Origin of the sequence: Isoptericola halotolerans, from assembly GCF_045689585.1 — a bacterium.
Classification (GTDB): Bacteria; Actinomycetota; Actinomycetes; order Actinomycetales; family Cellulomonadaceae; genus Isoptericola; species Isoptericola halotolerans_B.
The window spans coordinates 3,899,108-3,926,028 of record NZ_CP140108.1; the positions used below are offsets into that span (position 1 = coordinate 3,899,108).

The window sequence follows — 26,921 nt, forward strand, 5'->3', positions numbered from 1 at the left end:
CCTTCGCATCGATCGTGACCTGATTGGAACGCATCCGAAACCCGGGGACCTGCACAACCGCTTTCCACCGGTTCGGCCTGTGAGGTCCGTCACCAGCGAGAGCGCACGGTCACCGCCGTCTCGCTCGCCGCAGCAGGCTCACCAGCCGCCGACGCGCAGCTCGACCACCTCGTCACCGAGCTCGGCGAGGAGCCGGTGCCGGTCCTCACGCCGCTGCCTCTGCTCGGCAGGGTCCGGGACCGGGGCGGCGGCGAGCAGTCGCCTCGTGTAGTCCTCGCGCGGGTTGCGCAGCACCGCGTCCCGGTCGCCCTGCTCCACGATGCGGCCGTCCTGGAGCACGACCACCTTGTGGGCCAGGAGGTCGATGACCGCCAGGTCGTGGCTGACGAACAGACAGGCGAACCCGAACTCCTGCTGCAGCGAGGTGAAGAGCTCCAGGACGGAGGCCTGCACCGAGACGTCGAGCGCCGACGTCGGCTCGTCCGCGACCAGGAGCTCCGGCTCCAGGGTGAGCGCCCGCGCGATGGAGACGCGCTGTCGCTGCCCGCCCGAGAGCTCGTGCGGGTAGCGGTTGTAGAACGAGCGCGGCAGCTCGACGGCGTCCAACAGCTCGAGCACCCGCCGGTGGCGGGAGGCGGGGTCGCCCACCTGATGGACGGCGAGCGGCTCCGCGATCGCCTCGCCCACCGGGAACCGGGGGTTGATCGAGGCGGCCGGGTCCTGGAACACGACACCGATCCGACGGCGCAACGCCTTGAGCTGCTTCTTGTCGAGCGCCTTGTAGTCCTCGCCGAGGATGCGCACGCTGCCCGAGCGCGCGGGGATGAGCCCCAGCGCGCACTTGCCGATCGTGGACTTGCCCGAGCCGGACTCCCCCACCAGTCCGACGATCTCGCCCTTCCCGACGGTGAAGGTGACGTCGTCGACGGCGCGGAACGCCGGCTTGCCGAGGCGGTGGTACTCGATGACCAGGTTGTCGAGGGCCAGCGCCGGCTTCACGCGAGCGGGCTCGCTCGCCCGCCCCGCGGCGGCCTCGGCCCGGCCGACGCCCTCCCCCAGGTGGGGCACCGCGCCGAGGAGCTGCTTCGTGTACTCGTGCTGCGGGTTCGTCAGGACCTGCTCGGCGGTCCCCGTCTCCACGAGGTCGCCCTGGAGCATCACCGCGACCCGGTCGGCCATGTCCGCCACCACGCCCATGTTGTGGGTGATGAGCAGGATGCCGGTGTCCAGCTTGTCCTTCAGCGATCGCAGCAGGTCGAGGATGTCGGCCTGCACCGTGACGTCGAGCGCCGTGGTGGGCTCGTCGGCGACGATGACCTTCGGGTCGCAGGAGACCGCCATCGCGATGACGACGCGCTGGCGCTGCCCGCCCGAGAGCTCGTGCGGATACTGCTTGAGCCGGCGCTCCGGCTCCGGGATGCCGACCATGCGCAGCAGGTCGGCCGCGCGGGCCATCGCCTGCTTGCCGTAGGCGATGCCGTGCAGCTGGAGCGCCTCGGTGAGCTGGTCGCCGATGGTCAGCACCGGGTTGAGCGCCGTCATCGGCTCCTGGAAGACCATGGCGATGTCGTTGCCGCGCATCTTGCGCAGCCCCGCCTGGTCGAGGTCCCCCACGACCTTGTCGCCGACCCGGACGGTGCCCGCGACCCGGGCGTTGCCCGGGAGCAGGCCGAGCGCCGTCGTCGAGGTGACCGACTTGCCGGAGCCCGACTCGCCCACGAGCGCGAGGACCTCGCCCGGGTGGACCTCGAGCGAGACGCCCTTGACCGCGTGGACGTCGCCGAACTCCGTGCCGAACGTGACCTCGAGGTCGGTGAACGACAGGACGGCGCCGCCGGTGGACGTGGCGTCGGACGAGGAGGTGATGTCGAGGGTGGTCATCAGGCCTTGGTCCTGTTCTGGCGAGGGTCGAAGGCGTCGCGCAGGCCGTCGCCGATGAAGTTCACGGTCAGGGCGATGGTGAGGATCATCAGACCCGGCCACCAGAAGAGCCACGGACGCGTGGTGAACGCCGTCTGGTAGTCGGAGATGAGCAGGCCCAGCGACGTGTCGGGAGCCTGCACGCCGTAGCCGAGGTAGCTCAGCGACGTCTCGAGAAGGATCGCCGAGGAGATGGTCAGCGTCGCCGAGACGATGATCGTGCCGATGGCGTTGGGCAGGATGTGCTTGAAGATGATGCGGCCGCTGCCCGTGCCGACGGCGGTGGCCGCGACGACGAAGTCGCGTTCGCGCAGCGAGAGCATCTCCCCGCGCACCAGGCGAGCCAGCGACGTCCACAGCACGACGCCCAGCACGACGGTGAGACCCCAGATCCCCCACCCGCTGGCCATCTTGCCGAGCACGGCCGCGAGCACCAGCAGCGGGATGACCAGGAGCAGGTCGGTCAGGCGCATGAGCACCGACTCGAGCCAGCCACGGAAGTACCCGGCGACGGCACCGATGAGGGTGCCGATGAGCGTGGAGATGAGACCCACGCCGAAGGCGATGATGAGCGACTTCTGGGTGCCGAGCATCACCAGGGCGAAGTAGTCCTTGCCGATGGTGTCCTGTCCGAACGGGTGCTCCCAGCTGGGGGCACCCGTGCCGATCTTCTCGTACGGCGCCTCGGGAGCCTTGTCCCACCACCCCGGGATCGGGCCGATCCCGATGGAGGTGAAGGCGACGAGGACGACGACGGCCAGGACGACCATGGCGACGATCGCGCCCTTGTGGCGGAAGAACCGCATCCGCACGAGCTGGCCCTGGCTGTAGGACCGCTCCTGTGCCGGAGGTGTCTGGAGGTCGGTCATGGCTCGCTCCGCGGGTGTGAGGCGTACGGGTTTCCGGTCATGGGTCTCACCGCCGGATCCGTGGGTCGAGGTAGGCGTAGGCGATGTCGGCGAGCATGTTCATCAGGATCGCCGCGGTACCGGTCACCAGGAAGAACGCCATCACCGGGTCGGGGTCCACCCGGTCGAGGCCCGCGCGGAACATCGCGCCCATGCCCTTCCAGCCGAACACGCTCTCGGTGATCACCGCGCCGCCGATGAGGCCGGCGAAGTCGAACGCCACGATCGTGGTGATCGGGATGAGGGCGTTGCGGAAGGCGTGCTTGGTCACCACGGCGCGTTCCGACAGGCCCTTGGACCGCGCCGTGCGGACGTAGTCCTGGTTCATGACCTCGAGCATGGAGGACCGCGTGTAGCGCGAGTACGACGCGACCGAGACGAGGGTGAGGACCACGGTGGGCAGGACGAGCTGCATGCCGGTGTCCAGTGCCGTCTCCCAGAAGTCCCCCGTGAAGTTCGGGGTCTCGGAGCCGATCGTGGAGATCGGCCGCGACTTGAGCTGCAGGAAGCTCGACCAGTTGGCCACGAGGATGTCGAACACGATGACCAGCGACGTGATGGCGCCGGTCACGCCCGAGATCAGCATGGCCTGCTTGCGCGCGTAACCGCCCCAGGCGGCGCCGATGCCGACCGAGACGACGACGGCGAGGACGAACAGCCCGATGAGGACCCACCACGACGACGGCTCCAGCAGGATCCCGGCGAAGGCGAGGTAGCTGAGAGTGCCCACGACGGCGGTGGTCAGCGCGGCGTACAGGACGCGGCGGTTGCCCAGTCCGGCGACGATCGCGGTCACGAGGACGGCGGCACCCAGCGAGGTGAGCAGCACCATGCCGATCCCGAAGAACGGGTTGCGGTACCAGTCCAGGACGTTCAGCACCCACAGCACGAGGGCCACGAACGCGAAGGTGACCGCCCCGGTGCCCAGGATGCGCCGCCAGGAGCCGCCCATCACGGCGCCGACGACCACGCCGACCACCACGGCTAACCCGAGGATCATCGGTGGTGACATGTCCCCGGCGGCTATCCAGTCGTTGAACCGGATCGCGCCGTACTCCTTGAGGAGCACCGCCGCCCAGAACACGGGCAGCGAGAAGAAGAGGAAGGCGAGGAACGTCACCGAGTAGTCGAACCCCGAGTACTGGCGGATGGCCGAGATGATGCCGACGGCGATCCCGACGACGATGGCCAGCAGGGTGGCCGCGGTGACCAGGCGCAGTGTCGAGGACGCCGCCTGTGCCGTGAGCTCGAGCACGTCGGCGCCGGTGACGGTGGTGCCGAGGTCGCAGCTGCCCGTGAAGCACTGGCCGACGCCCGTCAACCAGTCCCAGTAGCGCACCACGTCCGAGTCGTTGAGACCCATCTGGGCCTCGCGCGCGTCGATGAGCTGCTGCTTGTTGTCCGCGTTGCTCTCGCGGAGGTCCTTCAGCGGGTCACCGGAGTTCACGGTGAGGATGAACATGAGGAACGACGCCGCCAGCAGGACCAGGGCGGAGATGCCCAGGCGGCGGAGGATGAACTTGAGCACGAGGTGCCCCTTTACGATCGGGCAGGCGTGCGGGGACAAGGGAGCTCCCCTGTCCCCGCACGCGTGCCTCTAGGTGGTCAGGACGTCAGGACGCGCGAGCCCACTGCTCCGCGTTCCACACGATGCCCGACTGCGCGGCGGTGTCGCGCACGTTCTCCAGGTCGGAGCTGTACGCCCCCACACCCGGGTGAGCGAACAGCGGGATGCCGAACAGCGTGTCCCAGAGCTGCTTCTCGATCACCTTGGTCTGCTCGACGTGGACCGACTCGTCGACGGTCGAGGCGAGGGTGTCCCACGCCTCGTCGACGACCTCGTCGGAGTAGCCGCCGTAGTTCTGCGGCTGGTCCGTCGCGTAGATGTTCTGCCCGGAGGCCTTCTGGCCCGAGCCCGCCCACGCGAACAGCGCGACCTCGTAGTCACCGTTCGGGAGGTCCTTGTCGAAGAACTCCGGCGAACCGGCGTCGACGACCTCGAAGCCCACCTGGTCGCACGACGCCTTGATCGAGGCGACCTCGTCGGCACGGCGAGGGTTCGGGGCGGAGTAGCCGATGCGGACCTCCGTGCCCTCCTCGAGACCGGCGGCGGCGAACTTCTCCGCTGCCATGTCCAGGTCGACCTCGTCGTAGCGACCGTCGTAGGACTCGGCCACGATCTCGTCGTACTTCTCCGTCTGGAACGGGAACACCTCGCGGGCGTTCATGACCACGGCGGTGTCGTCGATCGGCTTGATCAGGTCGTCGACGATCTTCTGGCGCGGCACGCAGTAGGCGAACGCCTCACGCGCCTCGAGGCTGTCCGAGAACACGCCGTTGTTGAAGTTGAAGTCGAGGTGCTCCCAGGTCAGCGTCTGACCCGTCGTCACGGTCACGGCCGAGCCGAGCTGCTCGAGCTGGTCCACCGTGTCGACCGTGGCCTGCGGTTCGATGACGTCGAGGTCACCGTTCTGCAGCGCTTGGACGTGGGTGTCGGCCGCAGCGAACCGGAAGGTGAGGTCCTGGGTCGCGGCCGGCGCGCCCCAGTAGTTCTCGTTGGCCGTCAGGGTGATGGACTGACCGGCGACCCAGCCGTCCTCCTTGAACATGTACGGGCCGGAGGAGGGCACCAGAGCCGGGTCGGGCAGCTCGCCCGGCGTCTCCGAGAGCCAGCCGGTGGCCCAGAACTCGGCGGCCGGCTCCAGGACGCTCATGTCGAGCTCCTGGATGGCGGTGACGAGCTCCTCGGTGGTGACGCCGATCTGCTCGGCGACCACGTGGGCCGGCAGGGGAGCCTCGATGATGATCTCCCAGTCGGCATAGATGCGCTCGTAGTCGTACTGGAACGACTTGGCGTCCGCGGCGTCGGCCTGCGGGCCCTCGGGCGTGTAGTCGCCCAGCGTGAGACCGGAGACGCTGTTGAACAGCGGGGTCTCGGTGCCGTCCTCGGTCACCGTGCCGTCGGCGGTGACGGCCTTCGTCGCCCACTCGAGCAGGAAGTCCGCGTAGGTGATGGGGGTGCCGTCCGACCAGGCCGCGTCGTCCGCGATCGTGTACTGGACCTGCAGCGGGTCCTCGGAGATGGCCTCGTAGGTGCCGAACGTCTCGTCGTGGCAGATCGTGCCGTCGACGCCGAAGTACCAGAAACCACCCTGCATACGCTCGGTCACGGCGCTGTTGTACGTCGAGTACGTCTCGGGCGTGAGGGTGTTGTATCCGAGGAACTCGTCCTCGCCGACGGAGTACTTGACCTCGCCCTCCGCGGTCTCCGTGGTGCCGGTGTCGACCTTGCACGGGTCGCTGATCTGCTCGGCGTCCGTCGACTCTTCCGCCATCGACTCCTCCGACTGCGGTTCGTCGTCGGCTGCCGGGCTGGAGCACGCCGAGAGCAGCAGGGCGCCCGCGGCGACGGCCGCGACGGCTGCGCTTGCTCGCCTGATCTTCACTGGGTTCCTCCTCAGGGGAAGGACCCCCCGCCGTGCTCGACCGGCGCTGTGTCCAGTCTCACCCTCGGAGGGTCCGTGGTGTTCGCCACACCGTACCCAGCCCCGGGTGACGGTATTCACCCTTCCGACACTTTCCGAGTTGATCGTTACCGATCTGAGACTGCCGAGAAGCATGCCGCACGATTTCGCCGGTTGCATCGGAACATCAACGAAACAACCACGTTCCGTTCCATCACGCCGCTGTCATATAACCGTGTTATGGAAAGAACGAGAAAGGGGAATCCGGACGGAATTTTTCCCTCAGGAGCGGTGACCACGCCTCTCGTTCCCGCGGCGGTAGTTGCCCGTCGCCCGCGCGAGCAGCTCCTGGTCACGCTCCTCGTCCTGCCCGAGCAGCGCGATCAGGCGCGCTGCCTTCGCTCCGGACACGACGACCACGAGCCGTCCACCCCGGCTGACGAGCACGCGGCCGTCCTTCGTGACCCGGTGGTCGAACGGGTCGTCCTGGAGACTCATCGGCGTTCCGTCCCCGGCCGGCGCCAGCGATAGGGCGTCGTCGTCGAGACCTCGAGCATGCCGGACCGTTCCAGGATCGGTCGGGAGTACTCGGTGGAGTCGCTGTGCATCAGGGTCCTGCCCGCCGCCAGCGCAGCACGGGCGCGCGCCGCGGTCAGCGCCCGGTAGATGCCGCGTCCACGCCACGCGGGGCGCGTGCACCCGCCCCAGACCCCGGCGAACTCCGTGCCGGCGACCGGCTCGAGCCGCCCGGCGCTCACGATCTCGCCGTCGGCCTCGGCGACCCACATCTCCATGCCCGGGTCCGCGGCCTGCCGCCGGAGCATCTCCTCGGCATGCCCGGCCGACGGCGGGTCCCCGAAGACCTCGTCCGCCATCGCCTGCATCGCCCGTACCTCGGCCTCGGAGCTGATCCTGCGCACCGTCACGCCGGCGGGCAGCGGGGCGTCGGCGGCCGCGAGCGCCTCGGCCGGTCCGATCATGATCGACTCGGTGGCGTCCGCGGCGAACCCGGCACCGGTCAACGCCTCGTGCAGCCCCGGCGCGTGGTCATGACCGCGCGCCTTCCATTCGACGCGGTCGATCTTCCCGTCGGCACCGAAGTGCTCGACCGCCGCGGCGACGAGCTCGCGGACCGTCGCGGCGTCGGCGCCGCCGAGGTCCCGGTAGGTCACGAAGCCGTGCCCGCCCGCGAACGTCACGAGCCACGGGGGGCCGAGCCTCCGGACGCGCAGGGCGGACGAGCACTCGGCATCGGTGCGGAGCCGTTCGTCATAGGCGGCGAGGAGCCGCGCGGGGTCTGTCACGTCCGCGACGCTGCCAGGACCGCCGCTCGGAGGCAACGCAATTCCCGGTGTCGACCGGCGGACCGAGTTGATCATGGTGTCCGTGAACGCCAGCTTGACCGACGGCGCGAACGAGTTCGACACCGGCTACACGGACATCGCCCCACCCGACCTGACCGACGGGCAACGCGAGTTCCGCGCACTGCGCACGAAGCGCGCCCGGCCAGAGCACGAGGGGGTGATCGCGAGGAACTGCGGATCGTCTCCGCGGGTTCTGAGACCAGCGTCTTCGACGATCTCGCCGGGTACCTGGATTCTTGGATCCAGAGCCTGAGCAGACCGAGCGCCTGTCATCAGGCTGAGATCTCGGTACTGCGCGGAGAACTCCTTCGGGCGCCACACGAGAGGAGACATGTCCTTGCCTCGACAGGCACAGTTGTATTCGAGCGAATGCCGATTCCTGGCGGTGACCCGACTCGCGGCCGTACGCTCGCCGAATGGGGCTACTGACGTTCGGCATCAACCTCACCGTGGACGGCTGCGTCGATCACGAGGAGGGGATCGCCGACGACGAGACGCACGGTGTCTTCACCCGGCTCATGGACGGCTCCGGGGCGATGCTGTGGGGCCGCGTCACCTACGAGATGATGGAGGCCTCCTGGCCCGCCGTCGCCCGCGGCGAGCAGGCAGCCCGCGATGCGCGACTGGGCCGTCACGCTGGAGGCGAGACCCAAGTATGTCGTGTCGTCCACGCGCCAAGACTTCCCGTGGACCAACAGCCACCACCTCGCGGGCGACCTGCGCGCCGGCGTGCAACGGGTGAAGGATGCGACGCCGGAGGGCGTGCTGCTCGGCAGCGGTCACCTCGCGGTCGAGCTGGACCGTCTGGACCTGATCGACGAGTACCGGCTCCTGATCCACCCGAGGATCGCTGGGCACGGCCCCACCCTGTACCAGAACGGTCTACCCGGCACGCGCCGGCTCGAGCTGGTCTCGGCGGAACCGCTGAGCAACGGAGCGGTCGCCATGCACTACCGGCGCGCGCGCTGATTCCGTCGCCGCGCCAGGCTGACGCCGGCGTGCGGGCCCGCAGGGCGTCAGTCGTCAGACGTGGAAGCGGAACCCCACCGAGTTCCGGCACGGAGAGCCCATCCGAGACGTGGTCGGCGGCTCGCCGGTTCACGCCAGGGCTACCTTGTGGTCCAACAGGACGTAGACGGGCGGATCGCCTCTGCGGGGGGCCGGAGCGACCTCCTGCGCTCACGTCACCGACCGGAGCGCAGGCAATCTGAACATTCGAAAGGGAAGTCCGCCAGGTTTCGTTGCGGAGGGTCCTGAGCGATGGGCCCCCTTCTAGCTACTACGCCCCACGACGACGAATGAGGTTCTATGGCCGAGAAAACACACCGGGGACTGGAATTCCTCGTGCTCGGCCACTCGCGAAGACGACTCCGTCGCGGAACGGGTCATGGGCCGGATCCGCGTACGCGAGCGAGACCCATCTCCGCTACCGCGTACTCCGGTAGGGGCCGTTGCAAGGCCTCAGGCCTGCGGCGAACCGTGGGTCGCCGACCAACCGCCTGACCCCCCAGGGTCCCGACCTACACGATGGACCGGAACTCAACCACGTCCCGGTGGCGGCAAACCTCTGGACCACGGTGCGAGATCAGCGGTCAGCGCTCGAGAGGGACGAGCGCCGAGGCAGAATCTGCCCTCCGCGCGAGAGAACGACGCCGGGCTGACCGACTCGCCACCCTCCACCGCTATGCGCGCGACCACGTCCGGCAGTCCGCGCTCCTCGTGCCGATCCGGTCGGGTGCACGAGCGGACCTGCCTCAGCCGGTTGGCTGCACCTCGTAGTCGGCGTTCCGCGGCGCGATGCCCCCCGCTCAGCGCTTTCTCGGCAGCGTGGTTCAACGGCCCCCACACGACGAACGCGTCGCGAACCAGGTAGCGCGGGGACGTGCTCCTACACGTTGAAGCGGAACTCGACCGTGTTACGTAGCCAGATAACGTTTGACAGCTCAACGCAGATGAGGGTGCAGCGCTGACTGTCTGAACTGGCCGAGGATGGGGTCGAGGTCCCCTGCTGATAGGGGTTCCTACGTCCTCCATTCAGGTGTCCCAGCCATACTGGGCGGGCTCGTCGCCCTCGGACGGACTCCGCGCAAGCGTGCCGACGATGCCCTGGCCTACTCCGACCTGCTACCGGCCATGATGTTGGTGACACCGGTCGGGGGCTTCACGCCTGGGAGTGGTCGCCGGCGGCCTCTCGGTACAGAGACGACTGAGTCCAACAGGCCGCTGCCGCGGTGCCATCTCCGTGGTCATCAATCGAACGCAACGCAACCCCGGCCAAGGCATGTCCGAGTTTCAGCGCGCCCTCTAGACTCCAACCCTCCAGATAAGCCCGCAAGAACCCCGCGGCAAAGGCATCGCCTGCCCCCACCGGCTCAACGACGTCGACGGGAGGAGCTGGCACTGTGAACGACAGGCGATCCCGGAAAGCGGTGGCGGCCACTGCGCCATCTTTGACCACCACCGTGCGAACCTCTGCGAACGCGGTACGAATCTGCTCGGCGGTGCTGAGGCCCCACAGTTCTTCCGCCTCGTCACGGCCGACGAACAGCACGTCGGCGGCGGCCGCAAGATCACGGATGACGATGGCAGCGGCGGCCCTATTTCTCCATAGCCGGGGGCGATAGTTGACATCAAAAGACAACTCGATCCCTGCGTTGGACGCCGTTGCCATGACGTGTCGAAGGGATGCCGTACAGGACTCCGACAGGGCCGCCGTCACCCCAGAGGTGTGGAACATCGCGGGCGCCAAGTCAAGCGCCCGCTTCACGTCGCTGATGGACATCACCGACGCCGCAGAGCCGGCGCGATAGTACGTCACCGGACGCTTTGAACCAGTGACATCCTTCAGGAAACACCCGGTGGGGCGTTCGCGGTCAACATTCACCGCTGCAGTATCAACGCCTTCCGCTGCAAGACGCGCCATCACCCGCCGGCCAAAAGGGTCATCGCCGACCCTGCTGACCCACGCTGCACTCCCCTGAAGCCGCGCAAAACCCACGGCAACGTTGGACTCCGCTCCAGCGACGTGAACTGCAAAGTCCGTGGCGTCCGTGGCATTTCCGGACTGTGGCACCAGTTGCGCCATCGCCTCTCCGAAGGTGACCAACTCCATCTTCCGATCAGCCGTTCCTCTCACTTGGTTCGCTCGGATTGGCCACCATACGTAGCACCTTCAGAAACGCCACCCTTACCGTCGCCTCAATTTGGCCCTACGCGCGGGTGCCGAACTAAGGCCGGGCTCATTCTTCGCGACGGCCCGTGAAATTTCTACGCGCTAACTCCGACTCTCGACTCCGAGCTCCCAGGCGGCAACAACACCGGCTGCTCGTTCAGTGATGTCACCCCATCGCCCGGCCGCTACGAGTTCCTCGTCAACAATCGAAGATCCAACACCAGCGCCGACGCAACCGAGACGGGCATAGGAGGTAGCGTTCTCAGCCCCGACCCCCCCGGTGGGAACAAGCGGGATGTCATCAAGTGGCTCCATGACGGCCTTGAGATAGGAGGGCCCACCCAGAGCGCCAACGGGGAATACCTTGACCGCAGCAGCACCTCCTCGATGTGCGCGCTCAATCTCAGTCGGGGTAGTTGCGCCGCAGTACACGGGAAGCCCCGCTTTCGCTCCCACTTCCAGCACCCCACCATCAGTGGTCGGTGTAACAAGGAAACTGGCTCCGGCATCGCGTGCCGCAGCTGCCCCGGCGCGATCGCGCGCCGTTCCCGCACCTACTGCCGCACCGCCTCGATTTGACCATCGAGCCACAACCGCAAGCGAACCCGGAGTTGGCAGCGTCACTTCTAGTGCACCCACACCCCCTGCGATGAGGGCCTCGTACAGGGCATCAGTTGGTTCATGATGCCGCAATCGAATGATCGCGATCACGCCAATTTCACTCATGCGACGAGTCTTCGGAGGTCCCCTTGGCCTGTTCAGTGACGCGGCGTTCCCTTCTCTTGCTGGTCACACCTTGAATCGTCGGGTACAGCAGCATCAGCAGGGTGAGGATGATCAAAACGGCAGATATCGGGCGAGTGAAGAACTCGCCGAAGTCCCAGCCAGCCTTAATCACCGAACTCATAAAGTTTCTCTCGATAGTTGGCCCAAGAACGATTCCCAAGACAACTGGCGCTAGAGGAATGCCGGTCTTCTGGAACAAGACCCCGAGGAGCCCGAAGATCAGAACGATGATGATCTCGAGGTATCCACCATTGATGGCGAAAGCGCCGATAATCGACATCGACACGATGATCGCCATGAGCGCCGAACGAGGAGTGCGCAGAATAAACGAACCACCCTTGATCAGAGCAAAACCAAGAGGTAGCAACAAAAGGTTAGCTACGATGAAGACAATATACAGCGAGTAGAGTGTTGAGACATCAGTAGTGAACAGTGTCGGACCCGGCTCGATGCCCTTGACCAGCAAAACACCAAGAATAATAGCCGTGATCGTGTCGCCGGGAATTCCAAAAGCGAGAGTCGGCACAAACGCAGAGCCCAGTGCGCTGTTATTGGCTGACGCAGCTCCCGATATCCCCTCGTAACTACCCTTGCCGAATTTTTCTGGCTGACGAGCAGTGTTCTTGGCAACCGCATACGCGATCCAAGCGGCAATATCTGCTCCAGCACCAGGTAGCGCACCAGCCACAGAGCCGACCCCACCGCCGCTCAACACCTTCCACCTATTCTTCCATGACTTCCGTAGAGATTCCCCGACCATTCCCGTCGTATTCACCCGTGGAATAACAGAAAGCTCGCTTCGAGGAGTGACGACGTTGCGCAGAACCTCAGACAAGCCGAACAAGCCGAGCATGGCTGCGATAAAGTCGATTCCGCGAAGCAGCTCAGTGGAGCCAAAAGTAAACCGTGGTTGGCCCAGCGTGACATCGAGACCAACAGTGGAGATGAGGAGACCAACTAGTAGCGCGATCGAACCTTTGACCTGTGATCCGCGAGAGATGATGACGGCCGCGGTCAAGCCGAGGACCGCGACCCAGAAATACTCGTAGGAAGAGAAGTTTAATGCGAACGCGCCGAGCAGTGGCGCGGTAAAGATCAGTACCAGTGAACCGAGAAGGCCACCAACCACAGAAGCCACCAGCGCGACTCCGAGTGCGACGGCACCCTTACCTTCTTTGGTGCGCCCATATGTGTCATCGACATATGCCGCCGACGCGGGTGTACCGGGCATCCGCAAGAGCGCGCCGGGAACATCGCCGGCAAAGATGGCCATCGCTGCCATCGTGATAATTGCCGCGATGGCCGGCACTGGGTCTAGAAAGAAGGTGAACGGAATCAGCAGAGCTGCTCCGAGAGTCGCAGAGAGGCCTGGGATCGAGCCAACGACGAGACCAAATATTCCGCTGAGAACAATGACCAACCACACCATGGGGTCGGCCAGAATCTCACTGGCGATCATGATATTCTCGGCCATTATCAAATTCCCAGCAATCCGTTGGGTAGTTGCACAAGCAGCAATCTTTCAAACAGCATATACAATACGGCCGTGGTGCCGATGGCGACAAGGATCGCTTGTCGCCATCGGGCCCCCAGCACGAATTGGATCATACACAACACAAGGAACATCGTCAGGATGAAGCCGATCCATTCGGCCGTCAGGATGTAGAACAGAATGCTGCCAACGACCGTCACAGCATTGAGTGCCAACCTGCGAGGACCCTCACCGATGATCCGGTACGCGCCGGCATCACCGGTGTCGTCCGATTCCGAAGCGGCGTTCTCGGCTAGCGCCATAGCGCCGCCATCATCGGGGACGACCTTCCCGGCGATAGCCTGGGCGAGCAGGATCCCGCCAGCAAGCACGAGGCCTGCACCGACAACCGCAGGAAGCAGTCCTGGCCCCAAGTCGCCGGTGTTGAGCCGAGGCAGGCCGAAGGCATAAACGATCACCGCCGCCCCTACCGCCATGGTGACGACACCGATGATGATGTCGGTGAGATCGCGCTTCTTTGTCATTCTCTCACTGTTCGTGATCATGGTGTTCCTAGCCGTTCTATCATCCTGACCCTGCCTTCACGTGGGGGTCATTCAGTCAGCCCGCCGGCCTCCATGACCTCGCCGAACATGGCGTCCTGTTCGTCCATGAATGTAGCGAAGGTCGGACCGTCGGCGTACACAGCAGAGAAGCCAGAATCCGACAAGAACTCTTCGAACTCTTCGGTCTCAACGATCTCTTCGACGTGGCATCCCACTTCTTCGACGATGTTCTCGTCGGTACCGACGGGAGCGCTGACTCCACGCCACGTACCGCCGGTGTAGTCGTTGTCGGCCTCATCCTTCAACAAGGGAATGTCAGGGAAATTCTGGTCGGGTTCATCCGCCATGACGGCGATGGAGCTGAGTTCTCCAGCCTCGACCATGGGTGCGACTTCACCAGCGGAGGACGTGACGATGAAATCGACCCCGCCTGCCACCAATTCCTGTACCGCGGGGGCGGCCCCTTCAGAGGGAACCCACGTCACTGCGTCCACGGGCAAGTCCGCTGCCATGAGCATTCCCAGCATGGCCACGTGGCCGAGCCCACCCTGAGCGGTACCCGAGGCAGTCACCGTCCCCGGATTTGCCTCAATCGCGTCGAGGAGCTCCTGTATATTCGCGTACTCAGAGTCTGCGCCGACTGATACAGCGGCAGGATCGGCGTTGACCTGGGCGATAGCAACGACATCATCTGGAGTGAGGTCGGTGAGGCCCTGCCAGTGCATCATGGAGATCTCAGAGGTGACCAGCCCCAAGGTCTGTCCGTCTGGATTGGCACTCGCCATCGCCTGGTGACCCACAACGCCAGCGCCACCGGTTCGGTTGACCACGTTGACCTGAACACCGAGGGAGTCAGAAAGGGAGTTGCCAAGGAGGCGAGCCACTGAATCGGTGCCGCCGCCAGCTGACCACGGAACGACAATCTCCACCGGCCCGTTCGGATAATCAGGTGCAACATCGCACGAACCGAAAGCAGCGGTGTCACCACCGGCGGTTTCAGAGGACTCCTCCGAAATGTCACCGGAACAGGCGCTCAGAACGAGTGCACTTGCTGCCGCAACGGCAAACGGTGCGCGAAGGCGAGGGGTTGAGGAAGTCATCGTTGGCTCCTAGACGTATGAACGTACTGGTTGTTCGGTGACCAGAGTCTCACCTGACCGGATCGGGTGTCGGCCCGTTGGGCTCCTGCGTTTCGGATCGTTAGTATCTGGTCCGAGGATATACTGGGCTGCGCCGTCACATCCCGCGGACGCGCAGCCGTCACAGCCCGCGAGGAAGCCGGCGGACACCGCGCCGAACGGCAGGTAGCTACAAGGAGGACGAGTTGGCTCGCATCAACCGGCTTGATTGGCTGTCTAGTTTCGTTGCGGTGACTGAGCAGGGTGGTTTCGCGTCCGCAGCCCGTGTTCTGCACCGCAGTCAGTCCCGAGTAAGTTCGCATGTAGCCGAGTTGGAGCGGGCTCTCGGACGCCAATTGTTTGACCGCCAGCATCGTCCAGCCACTCTGACCGTCTCCGGCTCTGAGTTTCTGGTACGGGCACGGAGAATCCTCGCGGAGGTTGACGCCGCAATCGCCGACGTCGAACTCACCTCGGGTGTCGTGCAGGGAGCAGTGATTGTCGGAACTCATCCGTCAATTGCGGCAGTCCTGATGCCCGATCTGATCAGGAAGATGCGTGTCGCATTCCCAGAGGTTTCCATTCGTCTCACGGAGCAATCCACCGCTCGGTTAGCCAGCGCCCTCGTAGACGGCACGGTTGACATTGCGGTGCGCACCACGTCGCAGGCAAACGAGCCTGCTGATCTTGAGTCCTACCCGTTGTGGTCGGAGAATTTCGTAGCGGTGTTTCGCACCGATCACCCGCTGGCTGCACACTCTGGCCCCCTCGAGCCGCAGGAGCTGTTGAACCATGACCTCGTCGCGGTCAGCTCCCCGGGGCGAATGTTGGAGCCCGAACTTGCAATCCTCGGCTACAGGTGGGGTATTGACCTACATTTGGCCTGGAGCACCGAACAGCCTCAAGTAGTGGTGAATTTTGCCAAGGCGGGGTTGGGGGTGGGTTTGCTGAACGTTCTCGCTCTGACGGCGTCAGAGATGACTGGGGTCACGTACAGGCCGGTGAGCCAGGACGGCTCCGCCCGAACGGTTTCGGTATCCTGGGACTCGCGCAGGAATCACCCACTGGCAACGAGGGCATTCTTCGAGACGCTTCTGACACTGGGGGTGCCTCGTGGCGCAGTTCAGATTCCGCGCAAGCCACTGCCTTCGTGGGCGACAACCATGGTGGCGCACCAAACTCCAGAGGGTCCGAACTCTCAACGTTGAGGAGTACCCGCAGTCCGTTCTGATCCGGGCACCACACCCCAGTCGACTGTTCGACGGCAGTTCGCGGGCCCCTGATCGAGATCCACATCGGCCCTGATCGCCTGGAGGCGCGGCTCGTCTTGCGACGGAATGGCGTCAGCCCGGTCGGGTCGTGCTCGTCCCCCGCGCTGTGGGCCTTGACGATCCGCTGATTGAGTGGACGCACGCGGCGGCCGAGCTGGCGCGCGAGGACCTTACCTGGGAACGAGAGGTTCACGCCCGCCCCGGTCCGCTCCCGAATCATCTCGATCAGCTGCTCGACCGGCAGCGCCTCAAGCTCGGTCAGATCGTCCACGACACGTCTCCTCGGAGGTCTACGAAAACAGCGATGCGCGGGCCGGCGGCCGAAGGACGACCGCGGCGACCCGCACGCTCGGAAGCAGTAGACCAGCAGGTACCGACATTCATGACGAGGTCGGCGTTGGGACTCACTTCTTGGCCCCGGTGGCAGATATGTTTCCGTGTCGGAACTCCACCACGTCGCCGTCGGCCATCACGTAGTCCTTGCCCTCGATGCGCGCCTTGCCGGCTGCCTTGGCGGCCTGGACCGAACCGTGCTCGACCAGGTCCTCGAACGACACGATCTCGGCCTTGATGAACCCACGCTCGAAGTCCGTGTGGATGACGCCGGCAGCCTGAGGGGCGGTCCAGCCCTTGCGGATGGTCCAGGCCCGGGCCTCCTTGGGCCCCGCGGTGAGGTACGTCTGCAGGCCCAGGGTGTCGAAGCCCACGTGGGCGAGCTGGTCGAGCCCGGCCTCCGCCTGTCCCGTCTCTGCGAGCATCTCCGCGGCCTCGTCGGGCTCGAGCTCGACGAGCTCCGCCTCGAACTTCGCGTCGAGGAAGATCGCGTGGGCCGGTGCGACGAGCTCGCGCATGCGGTCCTGCATCGCGGTGTCGGCGAGTCCGGCGTCGTCGGTGTTGAAGACGTAGATGAACGGCTTGGCCGTCATGAGCTGCAGCGAGGCGATCTCGGCGAGGTCGAGACCGGCGGCCTGCGCGCCCTGGAAGAGGGTGGTCCCGGCCTCGAGGATCTCCTGGGCCTGCTTCGCCGCGGCGAACAGGACCGGGTCACCCTTCTTGATCTTGACCTCCTTCTCCATCCTCGGCAGCGCCTTCTCCAGCGTCTGGAGGTCGGCGAGGATGAGCTCGGTCGAGATCGTCTCGATGTCGCCGGCGGCGTCCTGCGAGCCCTCGACGCGCACCACGTCGCCGTCGTCGAAGGCGCGGGTCACCTGGCAGATGGCGTCCGCCTCACGGATGTTGGCCAGGAACTTGTTGCCGAGCCCCTCCCCCTCGGAGGCGCCCTTGACGATCCCCGCGATGTCCACGAAAGACACCGTGGCGGGCAGGATGCGGTCCGAGCCGAAGATCTCGGCCAGCCTGCCGAGCCTCTCGTCCGGCAGGGGCACCACGCCCACGTTCGGCTCGATCGTCGCGAACGGGTAGTTCGCCGCGAGCACGGTGTTGCGGGTCAGAGCGTTGAACAGGGTGGACTTGCCGACGTTGGGCAGGCCGACGATGCCGATAGTGAGTGCCACGTCGGCCCAGTCTACGCATCGGCCGGGCGGCCGCCCCGACGCGTGCTCAGAGGGTCAGGTCGCGGTGCCAGGACTCGGTCGTGTACTTCGTGCGCCAGCCGAGGTGGACGTAGAGGGCCTCGGCGCCCGTGGGGCTGTCGGCGTCGACCTCGAGGCCCACCCGGTTGCGGCCACGCGCCGCGGCGTCGGCGACGACGGCGTGCAGCAGGGACGTCGCCACCCCGCGCCCCCGCGCCTGCGGGACCGCGCCGAGGTAGTCCACGTAGCTCCCGCGCACCCCGGAGTCGTTCGCCGAGCTCTGCGAACCCACGAGCGCGCCGGCGACGACGGGCTCCGCGTCCGGGTCGGTCGGGTCGTCCATGAAGGCCAGCCACCAGTGGTCCCAGCGGTGCCCCGGGTCCTCCCGCAGGCGTTGGGCGAACTCCGCGAAGCTCTCGGCGTACGAGTTGAAGTGGTCGGCGAACGCCTCCTCGAGCACCCGGTGGACGGTGTTGAGGTCCTCGGCCACCGGCATCCCGTTGTCGTGGCGGGCGACCTGACGCACCGTGACGCCCGCCTTCGGAGCGGCCAGCGTGCCCGGCTCGGCCTCCTCGGGGACGACCGGTCGGGACATCTGCCACCAGGTGCGGGCGTGCGCGAACCCGGCCTGCTTCAGCCAGCCCTTGACCGCGTCGTCCCCGGCGTACGCCCCCGCGTCGAGCTGCGTGGTCGCCACGTCCCGCTGGCCGGCGAGCTCCCGGCCGACCTCGGCGAGCCAGCCGTAGCACCAGCCCGCCAGCACGTCCTGGGTCCGCGGCTCGAGGGACCGGTCGATCTCGAGGCCGATCACGGTGCGGCCGGCGGCCCGGTCGTGGGCGTGCGCCCAGGCACGGATCAGACCTTGCGGGTCCTGTACGGCGATCTGGCGGCGGGTCCACGACGCGGCACCGGCGACCTCGGACTCGATCGTCGCGGCGTCGTAGCCGGCGGACCCCGTGAAGGGCGCGGCCTGCAGACCTCTCAGCTCACCCAGCCGCGGAGCGTCCGCCAGCCCGGGAACCACCGCCGTCCAACCGTCGGGGAGGGTCATGGACGTGCGGTCGTTCTGTGGATTCACGCCGACCAGTGTGGCAGGTGGCTGCGACACGCCCGGGCGCGGGTCGCGTCACGCGAACGCGGTGACCTGCGTCAGGAGCTCCGGCAGACGCCGCTCGTACACGCGGGCGCCCCAGCGCACCCCGAGCACCAGGACGACGCCCGCGCTGACCAGCCCCACGGCGAGCGCGGCCCACCCGTACGCCGCCCCGACGCCGAAGATCCCCAGGAGCGCGAGGACGACGGTGGGGGCTGTCAGGACCGCGACGACGAGGAACGCCACCATCTGCGCCACGAGGGTGGCCATGGTCGCCCCCTGGGGCGTCTTGAAGGCGCTCTCGCCCGGCTTCGGCACGGGATAGACCAGGCGCGCCGACGCCACGCTCGACACCCCTAGCCCGACGCCGAGCACGCCCAGGCTCAGGCCCAGCAGCGCCGGCAGCGTGTCCCAGCGCTCCGAGACCAGCACCGCCGCGACGGCGAACGCCACGACGAGCGGGACGCCGACGGCGGCCACCGGGACGACCCGGCCCCAGCGGTCCGCACGTCCCGGGACACCGGCCGACACGTGCAGCGCGAACGCGGTGTTGTCGAAGCCGACGTCGTTCGACGGCCCGATGGCGAGGATGAACGCGGCGATCGGTGCGACGACCAGGAGCAGCCCGGTGCCGGCACCGCTGCTCATCCCGACGGCGACCATGACGACCGGCAGCAGCGGCACCATCGCGAGGCTGGCCGCGTACCGGGGGTCGCGGATCCAGTAGGTGGCGCACCGTGCGGCGACGGCCCCCGTCGGAGTCGCCGGCATGCGGGCGAACCAGCCCAGCCCGTGGCGGGAGGCGGTGGCGGCACCGTCGCCCCGCGGCGTCACGAGCGTGCGCGCGAGCGACCGGTCCCACACGAGCGCCGCGGCCGCCAGGGTGACGACGACGACGGCGAATCGGGCCAGCGCCGCCCCCCAGGCGCCGTCGTGCACCGCTCCCGCGAGCGCCCACGGGGCGCCGAACGGCGTCCAGGAGGCGATGTCGGCCACGGTGGCGAGGCCGGCGAGCAGCTCCTCGCCGGGCCCGGTCGCCGTGACCGTGACGCCGGAGGCGTCCACCTGCCTGTCCGCGCCGGAGCCCAGCCAGGCGAAGAACGGTCCGATGGCGAGCAGCGGGACGATGGCGACGACCATGAGGACCTCGCGGTACCGGCGCGAGTCCAGCAGCGGGGCGAGCAGCGTCGTCGTCGCCCGGGACCCGACCAGGCACAGCGCGAACGCCGCGACGGCACCGAGGAGGGCGGCGCCGAGCGCAGCCGGGTCGCTCGCCCAGGCGAAGGCGGCTCCGAGCCCGGCCAGCAGCGTCACCACGGCCGGGACGGACACCGCCCCGGCGACGGCCAGCCCCGCCAGCAGCCGACGACGGGGGATGGCGAAAGTCACGAACCGCAGCGGGTCCAGGGTCGAGTCGACCCCGAAGGCGAAGAGCGGCACGACCCACCAGCCGAGGACGACGGCGGCGCCGACGACGGTGAGGACCTGTCCCGTCAGCTCGGGGTCGGTCCGGCCGCCCGCGACGGCCGCGCCGACGAGGAACGTCACGACGGTCAGCCCGTAGAGCAGGGCGACGACCAGCCCGATCGTCTGCCACACGCTGCGCCGCAGCGTGTTCCCGAGCAGCGTCAGCTTGAGCCGGACGAAGTGCGCAACCACTCGAGACCCTCCGACTCCTTGCGTCCGCCGACGAGGTCCACGAACCGGTCCTCGAGCGTCTGCGCGCCGCGCACCGCGTCGACGGTGCCGACGTCGAGCACGTGCCCGCCGGCGATGATCGCGACGTGGGAGCACGTCCGCTGCACCAGGTCCATGACGTGGCTCGACACCACGACCGTGCCGCCGTCGTCGACGTAGCGGTGCAGGATGTCGCGGATGTTGGCGGCGCTGACGGGGTCGACCGCCTCGAACGGCTCGTCGAGCACCAGCACGCGGGGCGCGTGGATCATCGCCGCGGCGAGGGCGATCTTCTTGGTCATCCCGGCCGAGTAGTCGACGACGAGGTTGTCCCGGTCGGCGACGAGGTCCATCGCGCGCAGCAGGTCCTCGGCGCGGTCGGCGACGGTGGCCCGGTCCAGGCCGTGCAGCAGCCCGGCGTAGGTGAGGAGCTGGGCGCCCGTGAGCCGGTCGAAGAGCCGCAGCCCGTCGGGCAGCACGCCGAGCATCGCCTTGGCCTCGTCGGGCCGGGCCCACAGGTCGGTGCCGTGGACGACGGCCGTGCCGAAGTCCGGTCGCAGCAGGCCGGTCGCCATGGACAGGCTCGTCGTCTTGCCGGCGCCGTTCGGGCCGACGAGCCCGAAGAACGACCCGGCCGGGACGTCGAGGTCGACGCCCGCCACGGCGATCTTGTCGCCGAACCGCTTCCACAGGCCGCGCACGGACAGTGCCGCGGCCGGGTCCGGGGGTGGCGGCTCGGGTTGGTTCGGGGTCGTCGGGGTGCTCACCCGACCACCGTAGAGGGTGATCCCGGTGCAGGTCACGGCAGATCACGGCCGACGACGGAGCGTCGGGCGCCCGTTGTCGGACCCTCGTGACAGCCTGGCGGGCATGGAGACGACGACCGCACTGCTGATCGCTCTCGGGACCCTCGTCGTGGGGGTGCTCGTCGGCTGGCTCTGGCACGCGACCCGCGCCGCCGGTGCGCGTCGTTCCGAGGAGTTCGAGCTGGTGCGGGCGCGCGGGGACCTCGACGCGTCGCGACGTGACGTCGCCGAGCTGCGGGACCGGCTGGAGGCCGGCGCGGCCGAGTCGCAGCGGCGGCTCGAGGCGGAACGCGCCCAGTTCGCCGCCGAGCTCGAGCGGGCCCGCCAGGAGGCGGACCGCCGGGTCGGCGAGACCCGTGAGCAGGCCGACCGGTTCCTGCAGCAGGTCCGCGCGGACCTCGAGCGGCAGGTCACGGAGGCCAAGGGCGACCAGGAGGAGATGGCGCAGCGGTTCCGCGCGCTCGCCGGTGAGGCCCTGCAGTCGAGCAGCAAGCAGTTCCTCGACCTGGCGGAGCAGAAGCTCTCGGCGAGCACCGTCAAGAACGACGAGACGCTCGCCCAGCGCGAGCAGGCGTTCCGCGCGCTGCTGGACCCCATGAGCAAGACGCTCGACAAGGTGAACCAGCGGGTCGACGAGGCCGAACGGGCCCGCAGCCAGGGGCAGAGCACGCTGACCGAACAGCTGCGCCACCTCGAGGCCGTCAACACCGAGCTGCGCACCGGCACCACCGACCTCGTCGCGGCCCTGCGGTCGAACCAGACGCGCGGCGTGTGGGGCGAGCTGCAGCTCAAGCGCGTCGTCGAGGCCGCGGGGATGCTGGACCACGTGGACTTCGACGTCCAGGTGCACGTCACCAGCGCGGAGGGCGACGCTCTCGTCCCGGACCTGGTGGTCAACCTCGCCGGGGGCAAGAAGATCGTCGTCGACTCCAAGGTGCCGCTCAGCGCCTATCTCAAGGCCCAGTCCGCCACCGAGCGCGACGAGGTGGACAAGCAGCTCGACGCGCACGCGAAGGACCTGCTCAAGCACGTCGACGTCCTGTCGGCGAAGGCCTACTGGTCGCAGTTCGACGCCGCCCCGGAGTTCGTCGTGCTGTTCGTCCCCGCCGAGCCGATCCTGGCCGCGGCGGTCGAGCGCAGGCCCGACCTGCTCGAGGCCGCCGCCCGCAAGAACGTGCTGGTCGCCACCCCGATGACGCTCATCGCGATGCTGCGCACGGTCGGCTACGCCTGGCAGCAGGAGGCCATCGCCGAGGACGCCCAGAAGGTGCTCCAGGTGGGCAAGGAGCTCTACAGCCGCATCATCACGATGACGGACAAGATCTCGCGGCTGGGTCAGTCCATGACGACGGCCACCAAGCGGTACAACGAGTTCGTCGGCTCCCTGGAGACACGGGTGCTCCCGCAGGCGCGTCGCATGGTCGAGCTGAAGGTCGTCGACGCGACGAACACGATCGAGCCGCTCAAGGTCGTCGAGGAGACCACCCGGCCGGTCACCAAGCCCGAGCTCCTGGCCGCCGACGAAGGCGGGATCGTGGCGATCGACACCCTGTCCGTGGGCGGGTCGCGCACGGACCGGGCCGGCGTCGAGGACCTGGTCGAGTCCGACCGGCGCGCGTTCGAGCGGGTGTCGGCGGAGCACGACGAGGACGACGCCTCGGGCACGGCCGTCGGCTGATCCGGACGGCCCGCGGCTGATCCGGCGAGGACGTCCGGTCAGACCGGCTGGATCGGCAGCTCGCGCCGCTTCTGCGGCCGGGGCCGGTCGTCCTGGCCGCCGGACTCCTTGAGGCCCGCCCGCAGCTCGCGCGGCAGCGAGAACATGAGGTCCTCCGTCGCCGTCCGGACCTCCTCGACGTCGCCGTACCCGCGGTCGGCGAGCGTGCGCAGGACGTCGTCGACGAGGATCTCCGGGACGGAGGCGCCGGACGTCACGCCGACCGTGGTGACGCCGTCGAACCAGGCGTCGTCGATCTCCGTCGCGCGGTCCACCCGGTACGACGAACGGGCACCCGCCTGCAGGGCGACCTCCACGAGCCGGACCGAGTTGGAGGAGTTCGCCGAACCGACCACGATCACCAGGTCGCACTCGGGGGCGAGCTTCTTCACGGCGACCTGACGGTTCTGCGTCGCGTAGCAGATGTCGTCGCTCGGCGGGTCCTGCATCTCGGGGAACTTCTCCCGCAGCCGGCGCACCGTCTCCATCGTCTCGTCGACGGACAGCGTCGTCTGCGAGATCCAGACGACCTTCTCCGGGTCACGGACCACGACCTTGTCGACCTCGTCGGGCGAGTTGACGACCTGCACGTGGTCGGGCGCCTCGCCGGCCGTGCCCTCGACCTCCTCGTGACCGTCGTGGCCGATCAGCAGGATGTCGTAGTCGTCCTTCGCGAACCGCACGGCCTCCTTGTGCACCTTGGTCACCAGCGGGCAGGTCGCGTCGATGGTGTCCAGGCTGCGTGCGGCGGCGGACGCGCGCACCGCCGGGGAGACCCCGTGCGCCGAGAACACCAGGCGGGCGCCGTCGGGGACCTCGTCGGTCTCCTCGACGAAGATCGCACCCCGGTCGCGCAGGGTGTCGACCACGTGCTTGTTGTGCACGATCTCCTTGCGCACGTACACGGGCGCGCCGTAGGCGTCGAGCGCCTTCTCCACGGCGACGACGGCGCGGTCCACCCCGGCGCAGTAGCCCCGGGGGGCGGCGAGCAGCACGCGCTTGGTCGAGGTGCGGGCGGGGGCGGGAGCTGTCGTCGTCACCCGGCCAGTCTAGGAGGCCGGTGTGGAGACGCTGTGACGGCCCGGCACCGACCGTCGCTGCGCTGTGGGCGGCGTACGGCATCCTGGGGTGCGTGATCGACGCCAGCCCCGGACCGGGAGCCCCCCGGCCCCTGCCCGAACGAGCCGCGCAGACGACCGCGGAGCAGCCGTGGCCCGTGCGCCTGCTGTCGACCAAGATCCGCGACTACGTCGCCCGGATGTCCCCGGTGTGGGTCGAGGGTCAGGTGGTCGAGCACACCTACCGCCGCACGTCCGGGATGCAGTTCGTCACCCTGCGCGACACCGACGTCGAGGCGTCGCTGCCGGTGCACATGCTCACCCGGGCCTTCGACGCGCTCGACGCGAGGCCGGAGGTCGGCCAGCACGTCGTGGTGCAGGCCAGGCCGGAGTTCTGGGTCAAGACGGGTCGCATGTCGCTGCGCGCCTCCGCCATCCGGCAGGTCGGCGTCGGGGACCTGCTCGCCCGGATCGAGCAGCTGCGCCGGGTCCTCGCCGCCGAGGGTCTGTTCGACGCCGACCGCAAGCGGCCGCTGCCGTTCCTGCCCGCCGTCGTCGGCCTGGTGTGCGGGCGCGAGTCGAAGGCGGAGCACGACGTGGTCGTCAACGCCCGGGCGCGGTGGCCGCAGGTCCGTTTCGAGATCCGCGAGGTCGCGGTGCAGGGCGTCGACGCGGTGCGCGAGGTCTGCGCGGCCGTCGCCGAGCTGGACGCCCGGCCCGAGGTCGAGGTCGTCGTCGTCGCCCGCGGCGGCGGGTCGGTCGAGGACCTGCTGCCCTTCAGCAACGAGACGCTCGTCCGCGCCGCGGCAGCGTGCACCACTCCCCTGGTCAGTGCGATCGGCCACGAGACCGACACCCCGCTGGTGGACCTCGTGGCGGACTACCGGGCCTCCACCCCGACCGACGCGGCCAAGCGGATCGTGCCCGACGTCGCCGAGGAGCGGCACCGGGTGACCCAGTCCCGCCACCGGCTGCGGGGGGCGGTGGAGGCACTGCTGGACCGCGAGCGCCGCGGGCTCGACGCCGTCCGCTCGCGTCCCGTGCTCCGCCGCCCGCTGACCATGGTCGAGGCTCGCGAGACCGAGATCTCCCAGCACCTGCGCCACGCCCGCCACTGCCTGGACGCCGCCCTGCTCAAGGGGTCCGGCGAGATCGGTCGTCTCGCCGGCCAGGTGCGGGCGCTGTCGCCGGCCTCGACGCTCGACCGCGGCTACGCCGTCGTCCAGCGCGGCGACGGTGCGGTGGTCCGGGACGCCGCAGAGGTCGCGGCGGGTGACGCGGTCCGCGTCCGGCTCGCCACAGGTGCCCTCGACGCCGAGGTGACGGGCGTCTCACCGGCGTAGTGCACGACGACGGCGCCGGGCCTCAGCGCACCCGCTCGACCCGGCCCTCGTCCCAGACGGGCTCCGGCGTCTCGCGCACGGCACCGTCCGCGCCGAACACCAGGAAGCGGTCGAACCCGCGGGCGAACCACCGGTCGTGCGTCACGGCGAGGACCGTGCCGTCGAACGCCTCGAGGCCCTCCTGCAGCGCCTCCGCGCTCTCGAGGTCGAGGTTGTCGGTGGGCTCGTCCAGCAGCAGGGCCGTGCATCCGCCCAGCTCCAGCTGCAGGATCTGGAACCGCGCCTGCTGCCCGCCGGAGAGCCGGTCGAAGGGCCGCTCGGCCGCCGTCGTCAGCTCGTAGCGCCGCAACGCCGCCATGGCCTTGCCGCGGTCCTGCGCATGGTCCTCCCACAGGATGTCGCGCAACGTGCGACCGGCCAGCTCCGGGTGGGCGTGCGTCTGTGCGAAGTGGCCGGGCACCACCCGGGCGCCGAGGCGCGCGCTGCCCGTGTGGGCGACGTCGTCCCCGGCCAGCAGCCGCAGGAAGTGCGACTTGCCCGACCCGTTGGACCCGAGCACCGCGACCCGCTCGCCGTAGAAGACCTCCAGGTCGAAGGGCTCCATGAGCCCGACGAGCTCCAACGCCTCGCACGTGACCGCCCGCGTACCGGTGCGGCCGCCGCGCAGCCGCATGCGGATGTCCTGCTCGCGGGGTGGCTCGGGCGGCGGACCGGCCTCCTCGAACTTGCGCAGCCGGGTCTGCGCCGCCCGGTAGCGCGAGGCCATGTCCGGGCTGTTCGCCGCCTGCTGGCGCAGGGTGAGGACCAGCTTCTTGAGCTGGGCGTGCTTCTCCTCCCAGCGCCGGCGCAGCTCCTCGAACCGTGCGAACCGCTGGCGCCGCGCCTCGTGGAACGTGGCGAAGCCCGCGCCGTGCACCCACGCGTCCGACCCGGCGGGGCCCGGCTCGAGCGCGACGATCCGGTCCGCCGAGCGCGCCAGGAGCTCACGGTCGTGGGAGACGAACAGCACCGTCTTGCGGGTCGCGTGCAGCTGGTCCTCCAGCCACCGCTTTCCCGGCACGTCGAGGTAGTTGTCGGGCTCGTCGAGGAGCAGGACTTCGTCGGGCCCGCGCAGGAGCGCCTCGAGCACCAGCCGCTTCTGCTCCCCGCCGGACAGCGTGCGCACCTCGCGCCACTGGGCGCGCTCGAACTCGACGCCGAGCGCCGCCGTCGTGCACACGTCCCACAGGGTCTCCGCCTCGTAGCCCTGGACCTCGGCCCAGTCGGCGAGCGCCTGGGCGTACCGCATCTGCACCGCGGTCCCGTCGGCGTCGGCGTCCACCTCCATGACGGCCAGCTCGGCCTCCTCGACCGCTCGCGCGGCGTCGCGTACCCGTGGCGGGGCGACGCTCGCCAGCAGCTGACGCACGGTGGTCGCGTCCCGCACGGACCCCACGAACTGCGGCATGACGCCGAGACCACCGCTCACCGTGACCGTCCCGGCGTCGGGGCGCAGCTCGCCGGTCACCAGCCGCAGCAGCGTCGTCTTGCCGGCGCCGTTCGGTCCCACGAGCGCCGTCGCGCTCCCCTCGCCCACGCGGAAGGAGACGTCGTCGAGCAGTGCGCGCCCGTCCGGCAGCACGTACTCGACGTGCGCCACCTCGAGATGACCCATG

At 68.4% G+C, this 26,921-nt stretch carries 21 protein-coding genes; 4 read left to right on the forward strand and 17 right to left on the reverse strand.

What is annotated here, in order from left to right:
* Positions 1 to 138: 138 nt before the first annotated feature.
* The 6 genes from UQW22_RS18370 to UQW22_RS18395 form a co-directional block, all read right to left on the reverse strand.
* Positions 139 to 1,881, reverse strand: a complete 1,743-nt coding sequence (locus UQW22_RS18370; RefSeq protein WP_407318637.1) for an ABC transporter ATP-binding protein — start codon at positions 1,879 to 1,881, stop codon at positions 139 to 141.
* Positions 1,881 to 2,789 (reverse strand): ABC transporter permease, encoded by a 909-nt coding sequence (locus UQW22_RS18375; RefSeq protein ID WP_407318638.1) that lies wholly within the window; start codon positions 2,787 to 2,789, stop codon positions 1,881 to 1,883. Before UQW22_RS18375 ends, UQW22_RS18370 begins: the two co-directional genes overlap by 1 nt.
* Positions 2,790 to 2,835: 46 nt before the next feature.
* Positions 2,836 to 4,356, reverse strand: a complete 1,521-nt coding sequence (locus UQW22_RS18380) for an ABC transporter permease (protein ID WP_407318640.1) — start codon at positions 4,354 to 4,356, stop codon at positions 2,836 to 2,838.
* An 85-nt stretch (positions 4,357 to 4,441) separates the two neighbouring features.
* Entirely contained in the window at positions 4,442 to 6,274 is a 1,833-nt protein-coding gene (locus UQW22_RS18385; protein ID WP_407318641.1) for an ABC transporter substrate-binding protein, read from the reverse strand.
* A gap of 300 nt (positions 6,275 to 6,574) precedes the next feature.
* Positions 6,575 to 6,790, reverse strand: coding sequence for a hypothetical protein (locus tag UQW22_RS18390; protein ID WP_407318643.1), 216 nt, complete (start codon positions 6,788 to 6,790; stop codon positions 6,575 to 6,577).
* Positions 6,787 to 7,596: a GNAT family N-acetyltransferase gene (locus UQW22_RS18395; protein ID WP_407318644.1), complete on the reverse strand. Its 810-nt coding sequence runs from the start codon at positions 7,594 to 7,596 to the stop codon at positions 6,787 to 6,789. Before UQW22_RS18395 ends, UQW22_RS18390 begins: the two co-directional genes overlap by 4 nt.
* Before the next feature lie 675 nt (positions 7,597 to 8,271).
* Between UQW22_RS18395 and UQW22_RS18400 the strand changes: the two genes are divergently transcribed.
* Positions 8,272 to 8,625: a dihydrofolate reductase family protein gene (locus tag UQW22_RS18400; RefSeq protein ID WP_407318645.1), complete on the forward strand. Its 354-nt coding sequence runs from the start codon at positions 8,272 to 8,274 to the stop codon at positions 8,623 to 8,625.
* A 1,192-nt stretch (positions 8,626 to 9,817) separates the two neighbouring features.
* Here UQW22_RS18400 and UQW22_RS18405 read toward each other — a convergent pair.
* The 5 genes from UQW22_RS18405 to UQW22_RS18425 all read right to left on the reverse strand — a co-directional run bounded on the left by UQW22_RS18405 (position 9,818) and on the right by UQW22_RS18425 (position 14,751).
* The gene (locus tag UQW22_RS18405; RefSeq protein ID WP_407318646.1) at positions 9,818 to 10,768 is read right to left on the reverse strand and encodes a sugar kinase; all 951 of its coding nucleotides are present in this window, start codon (positions 10,766 to 10,768) and stop codon (positions 9,818 to 9,820) included.
* A 162-nt stretch (positions 10,769 to 10,930) separates the two neighbouring features.
* Positions 10,931 to 11,554: a bifunctional 4-hydroxy-2-oxoglutarate aldolase/2-dehydro-3-deoxy-phosphogluconate aldolase gene (locus UQW22_RS18410; RefSeq protein ID WP_407318647.1), complete on the reverse strand. Its 624-nt coding sequence runs from the start codon at positions 11,552 to 11,554 to the stop codon at positions 10,931 to 10,933.
* On the reverse strand, positions 11,547 to 13,088 hold the full coding sequence (locus tag UQW22_RS18415; RefSeq protein WP_407318649.1) for a tripartite tricarboxylate transporter permease: 1,542 nt from the start codon (positions 13,086 to 13,088) through the stop codon (positions 11,547 to 11,549). Before UQW22_RS18415 ends, UQW22_RS18410 begins: the two co-directional genes overlap by 8 nt.
* Positions 13,089 to 13,090: 2 nt before the next feature.
* Complete coding sequence (locus tag UQW22_RS18420; RefSeq protein ID WP_407318650.1) at positions 13,091 to 13,630, reverse strand: tripartite tricarboxylate transporter TctB family protein; 540 nt, start codon at positions 13,628 to 13,630, stop codon at positions 13,091 to 13,093.
* A 68-nt stretch (positions 13,631 to 13,698) separates the two neighbouring features.
* Positions 13,699 to 14,751 (reverse strand): tripartite tricarboxylate transporter substrate binding protein, encoded by a 1,053-nt coding sequence (locus tag UQW22_RS18425; RefSeq protein WP_407318651.1) that lies wholly within the window; start codon positions 14,749 to 14,751, stop codon positions 13,699 to 13,701.
* Between the two features lie 224 nt (positions 14,752 to 14,975).
* Here UQW22_RS18425 and UQW22_RS18430 point away from each other — a divergent pair, with 224 nt between their 5' ends.
* Positions 14,976 to 15,977 (forward strand): LysR family transcriptional regulator, encoded by a 1,002-nt coding sequence (locus UQW22_RS18430; protein WP_407318653.1) that lies wholly within the window; start codon positions 14,976 to 14,978, stop codon positions 15,975 to 15,977.
* Between the two features lie 467 nt (positions 15,978 to 16,444).
* Here the strand turns inward: UQW22_RS18430 and ychF are convergent, their stop codons facing one another.
* The 4 genes from ychF to UQW22_RS18450 are packed head-to-tail and all read right to left on the reverse strand — an operon-like array spanning position 16,445 to position 21,109.
* Positions 16,445 to 17,554, reverse strand: a complete 1,110-nt coding sequence (gene ychF / locus UQW22_RS18435; protein ID WP_407318654.1) for a redox-regulated ATPase YchF — start codon at positions 17,552 to 17,554, stop codon at positions 16,445 to 16,447.
* Positions 17,555 to 17,600: 46 nt separating this feature from the next.
* On the reverse strand, positions 17,601 to 18,650 hold the full coding sequence (locus UQW22_RS18440) for a GNAT family N-acetyltransferase (protein WP_407318655.1): 1,050 nt from the start codon (positions 18,648 to 18,650) through the stop codon (positions 17,601 to 17,603).
* 48 nt (positions 18,651 to 18,698) lie between these two features.
* The gene (locus UQW22_RS18445; RefSeq protein ID WP_407318656.1) at positions 18,699 to 20,324 is read right to left on the reverse strand and encodes a hypothetical protein; all 1,626 of its coding nucleotides are present in this window, start codon (positions 20,322 to 20,324) and stop codon (positions 18,699 to 18,701) included.
* The gene (locus UQW22_RS18450; protein ID WP_407318658.1) at positions 20,294 to 21,109 is read right to left on the reverse strand and encodes an ABC transporter ATP-binding protein; all 816 of its coding nucleotides are present in this window, start codon (positions 21,107 to 21,109) and stop codon (positions 20,294 to 20,296) included. Before UQW22_RS18450 ends, UQW22_RS18445 begins: the two co-directional genes overlap by 31 nt.
* Positions 21,110 to 21,212: 103 nt before the next feature.
* Here UQW22_RS18450 and rmuC point away from each other — a divergent pair, with 103 nt between their 5' ends.
* Positions 21,213 to 22,826 carry a DNA recombination protein RmuC gene (gene rmuC / locus UQW22_RS18455; RefSeq protein ID WP_407318659.1) on the forward strand — a complete coding sequence of 538 codons (1,614 nt, stop codon included), beginning with the start codon at positions 21,213 to 21,215 and terminating at the stop codon, positions 22,824 to 22,826.
* Positions 22,827 to 22,864: 38 nt separating this feature from the next.
* Here rmuC and UQW22_RS18460 read toward each other — a convergent pair whose 3' ends face one another.
* Positions 22,865 to 23,905, reverse strand: a complete 1,041-nt coding sequence (locus tag UQW22_RS18460) for a 4-hydroxy-3-methylbut-2-enyl diphosphate reductase (protein WP_407318660.1) — start codon at positions 23,903 to 23,905, stop codon at positions 22,865 to 22,867.
* Between the two features lie 95 nt (positions 23,906 to 24,000).
* Here UQW22_RS18460 and xseA point away from each other — a divergent pair, with 95 nt between their 5' ends.
* Complete coding sequence (gene xseA / locus UQW22_RS18465) at positions 24,001 to 25,266, forward strand: exodeoxyribonuclease VII large subunit (RefSeq protein ID WP_407320857.1); 1,266 nt, start codon at positions 24,001 to 24,003, stop codon at positions 25,264 to 25,266.
* A gap of 22 nt (positions 25,267 to 25,288) precedes the next feature.
* Here xseA and UQW22_RS18470 read toward each other — a convergent pair whose 3' ends face one another.
* On the reverse strand, positions 25,289 to 26,920 hold the full coding sequence (locus tag UQW22_RS18470) for an ABC-F family ATP-binding cassette domain-containing protein (RefSeq protein ID WP_407318661.1): 1,632 nt from the start codon (positions 26,918 to 26,920) through the stop codon (positions 25,289 to 25,291).
* Position 26,921 lies beyond the last annotated feature (1 nt).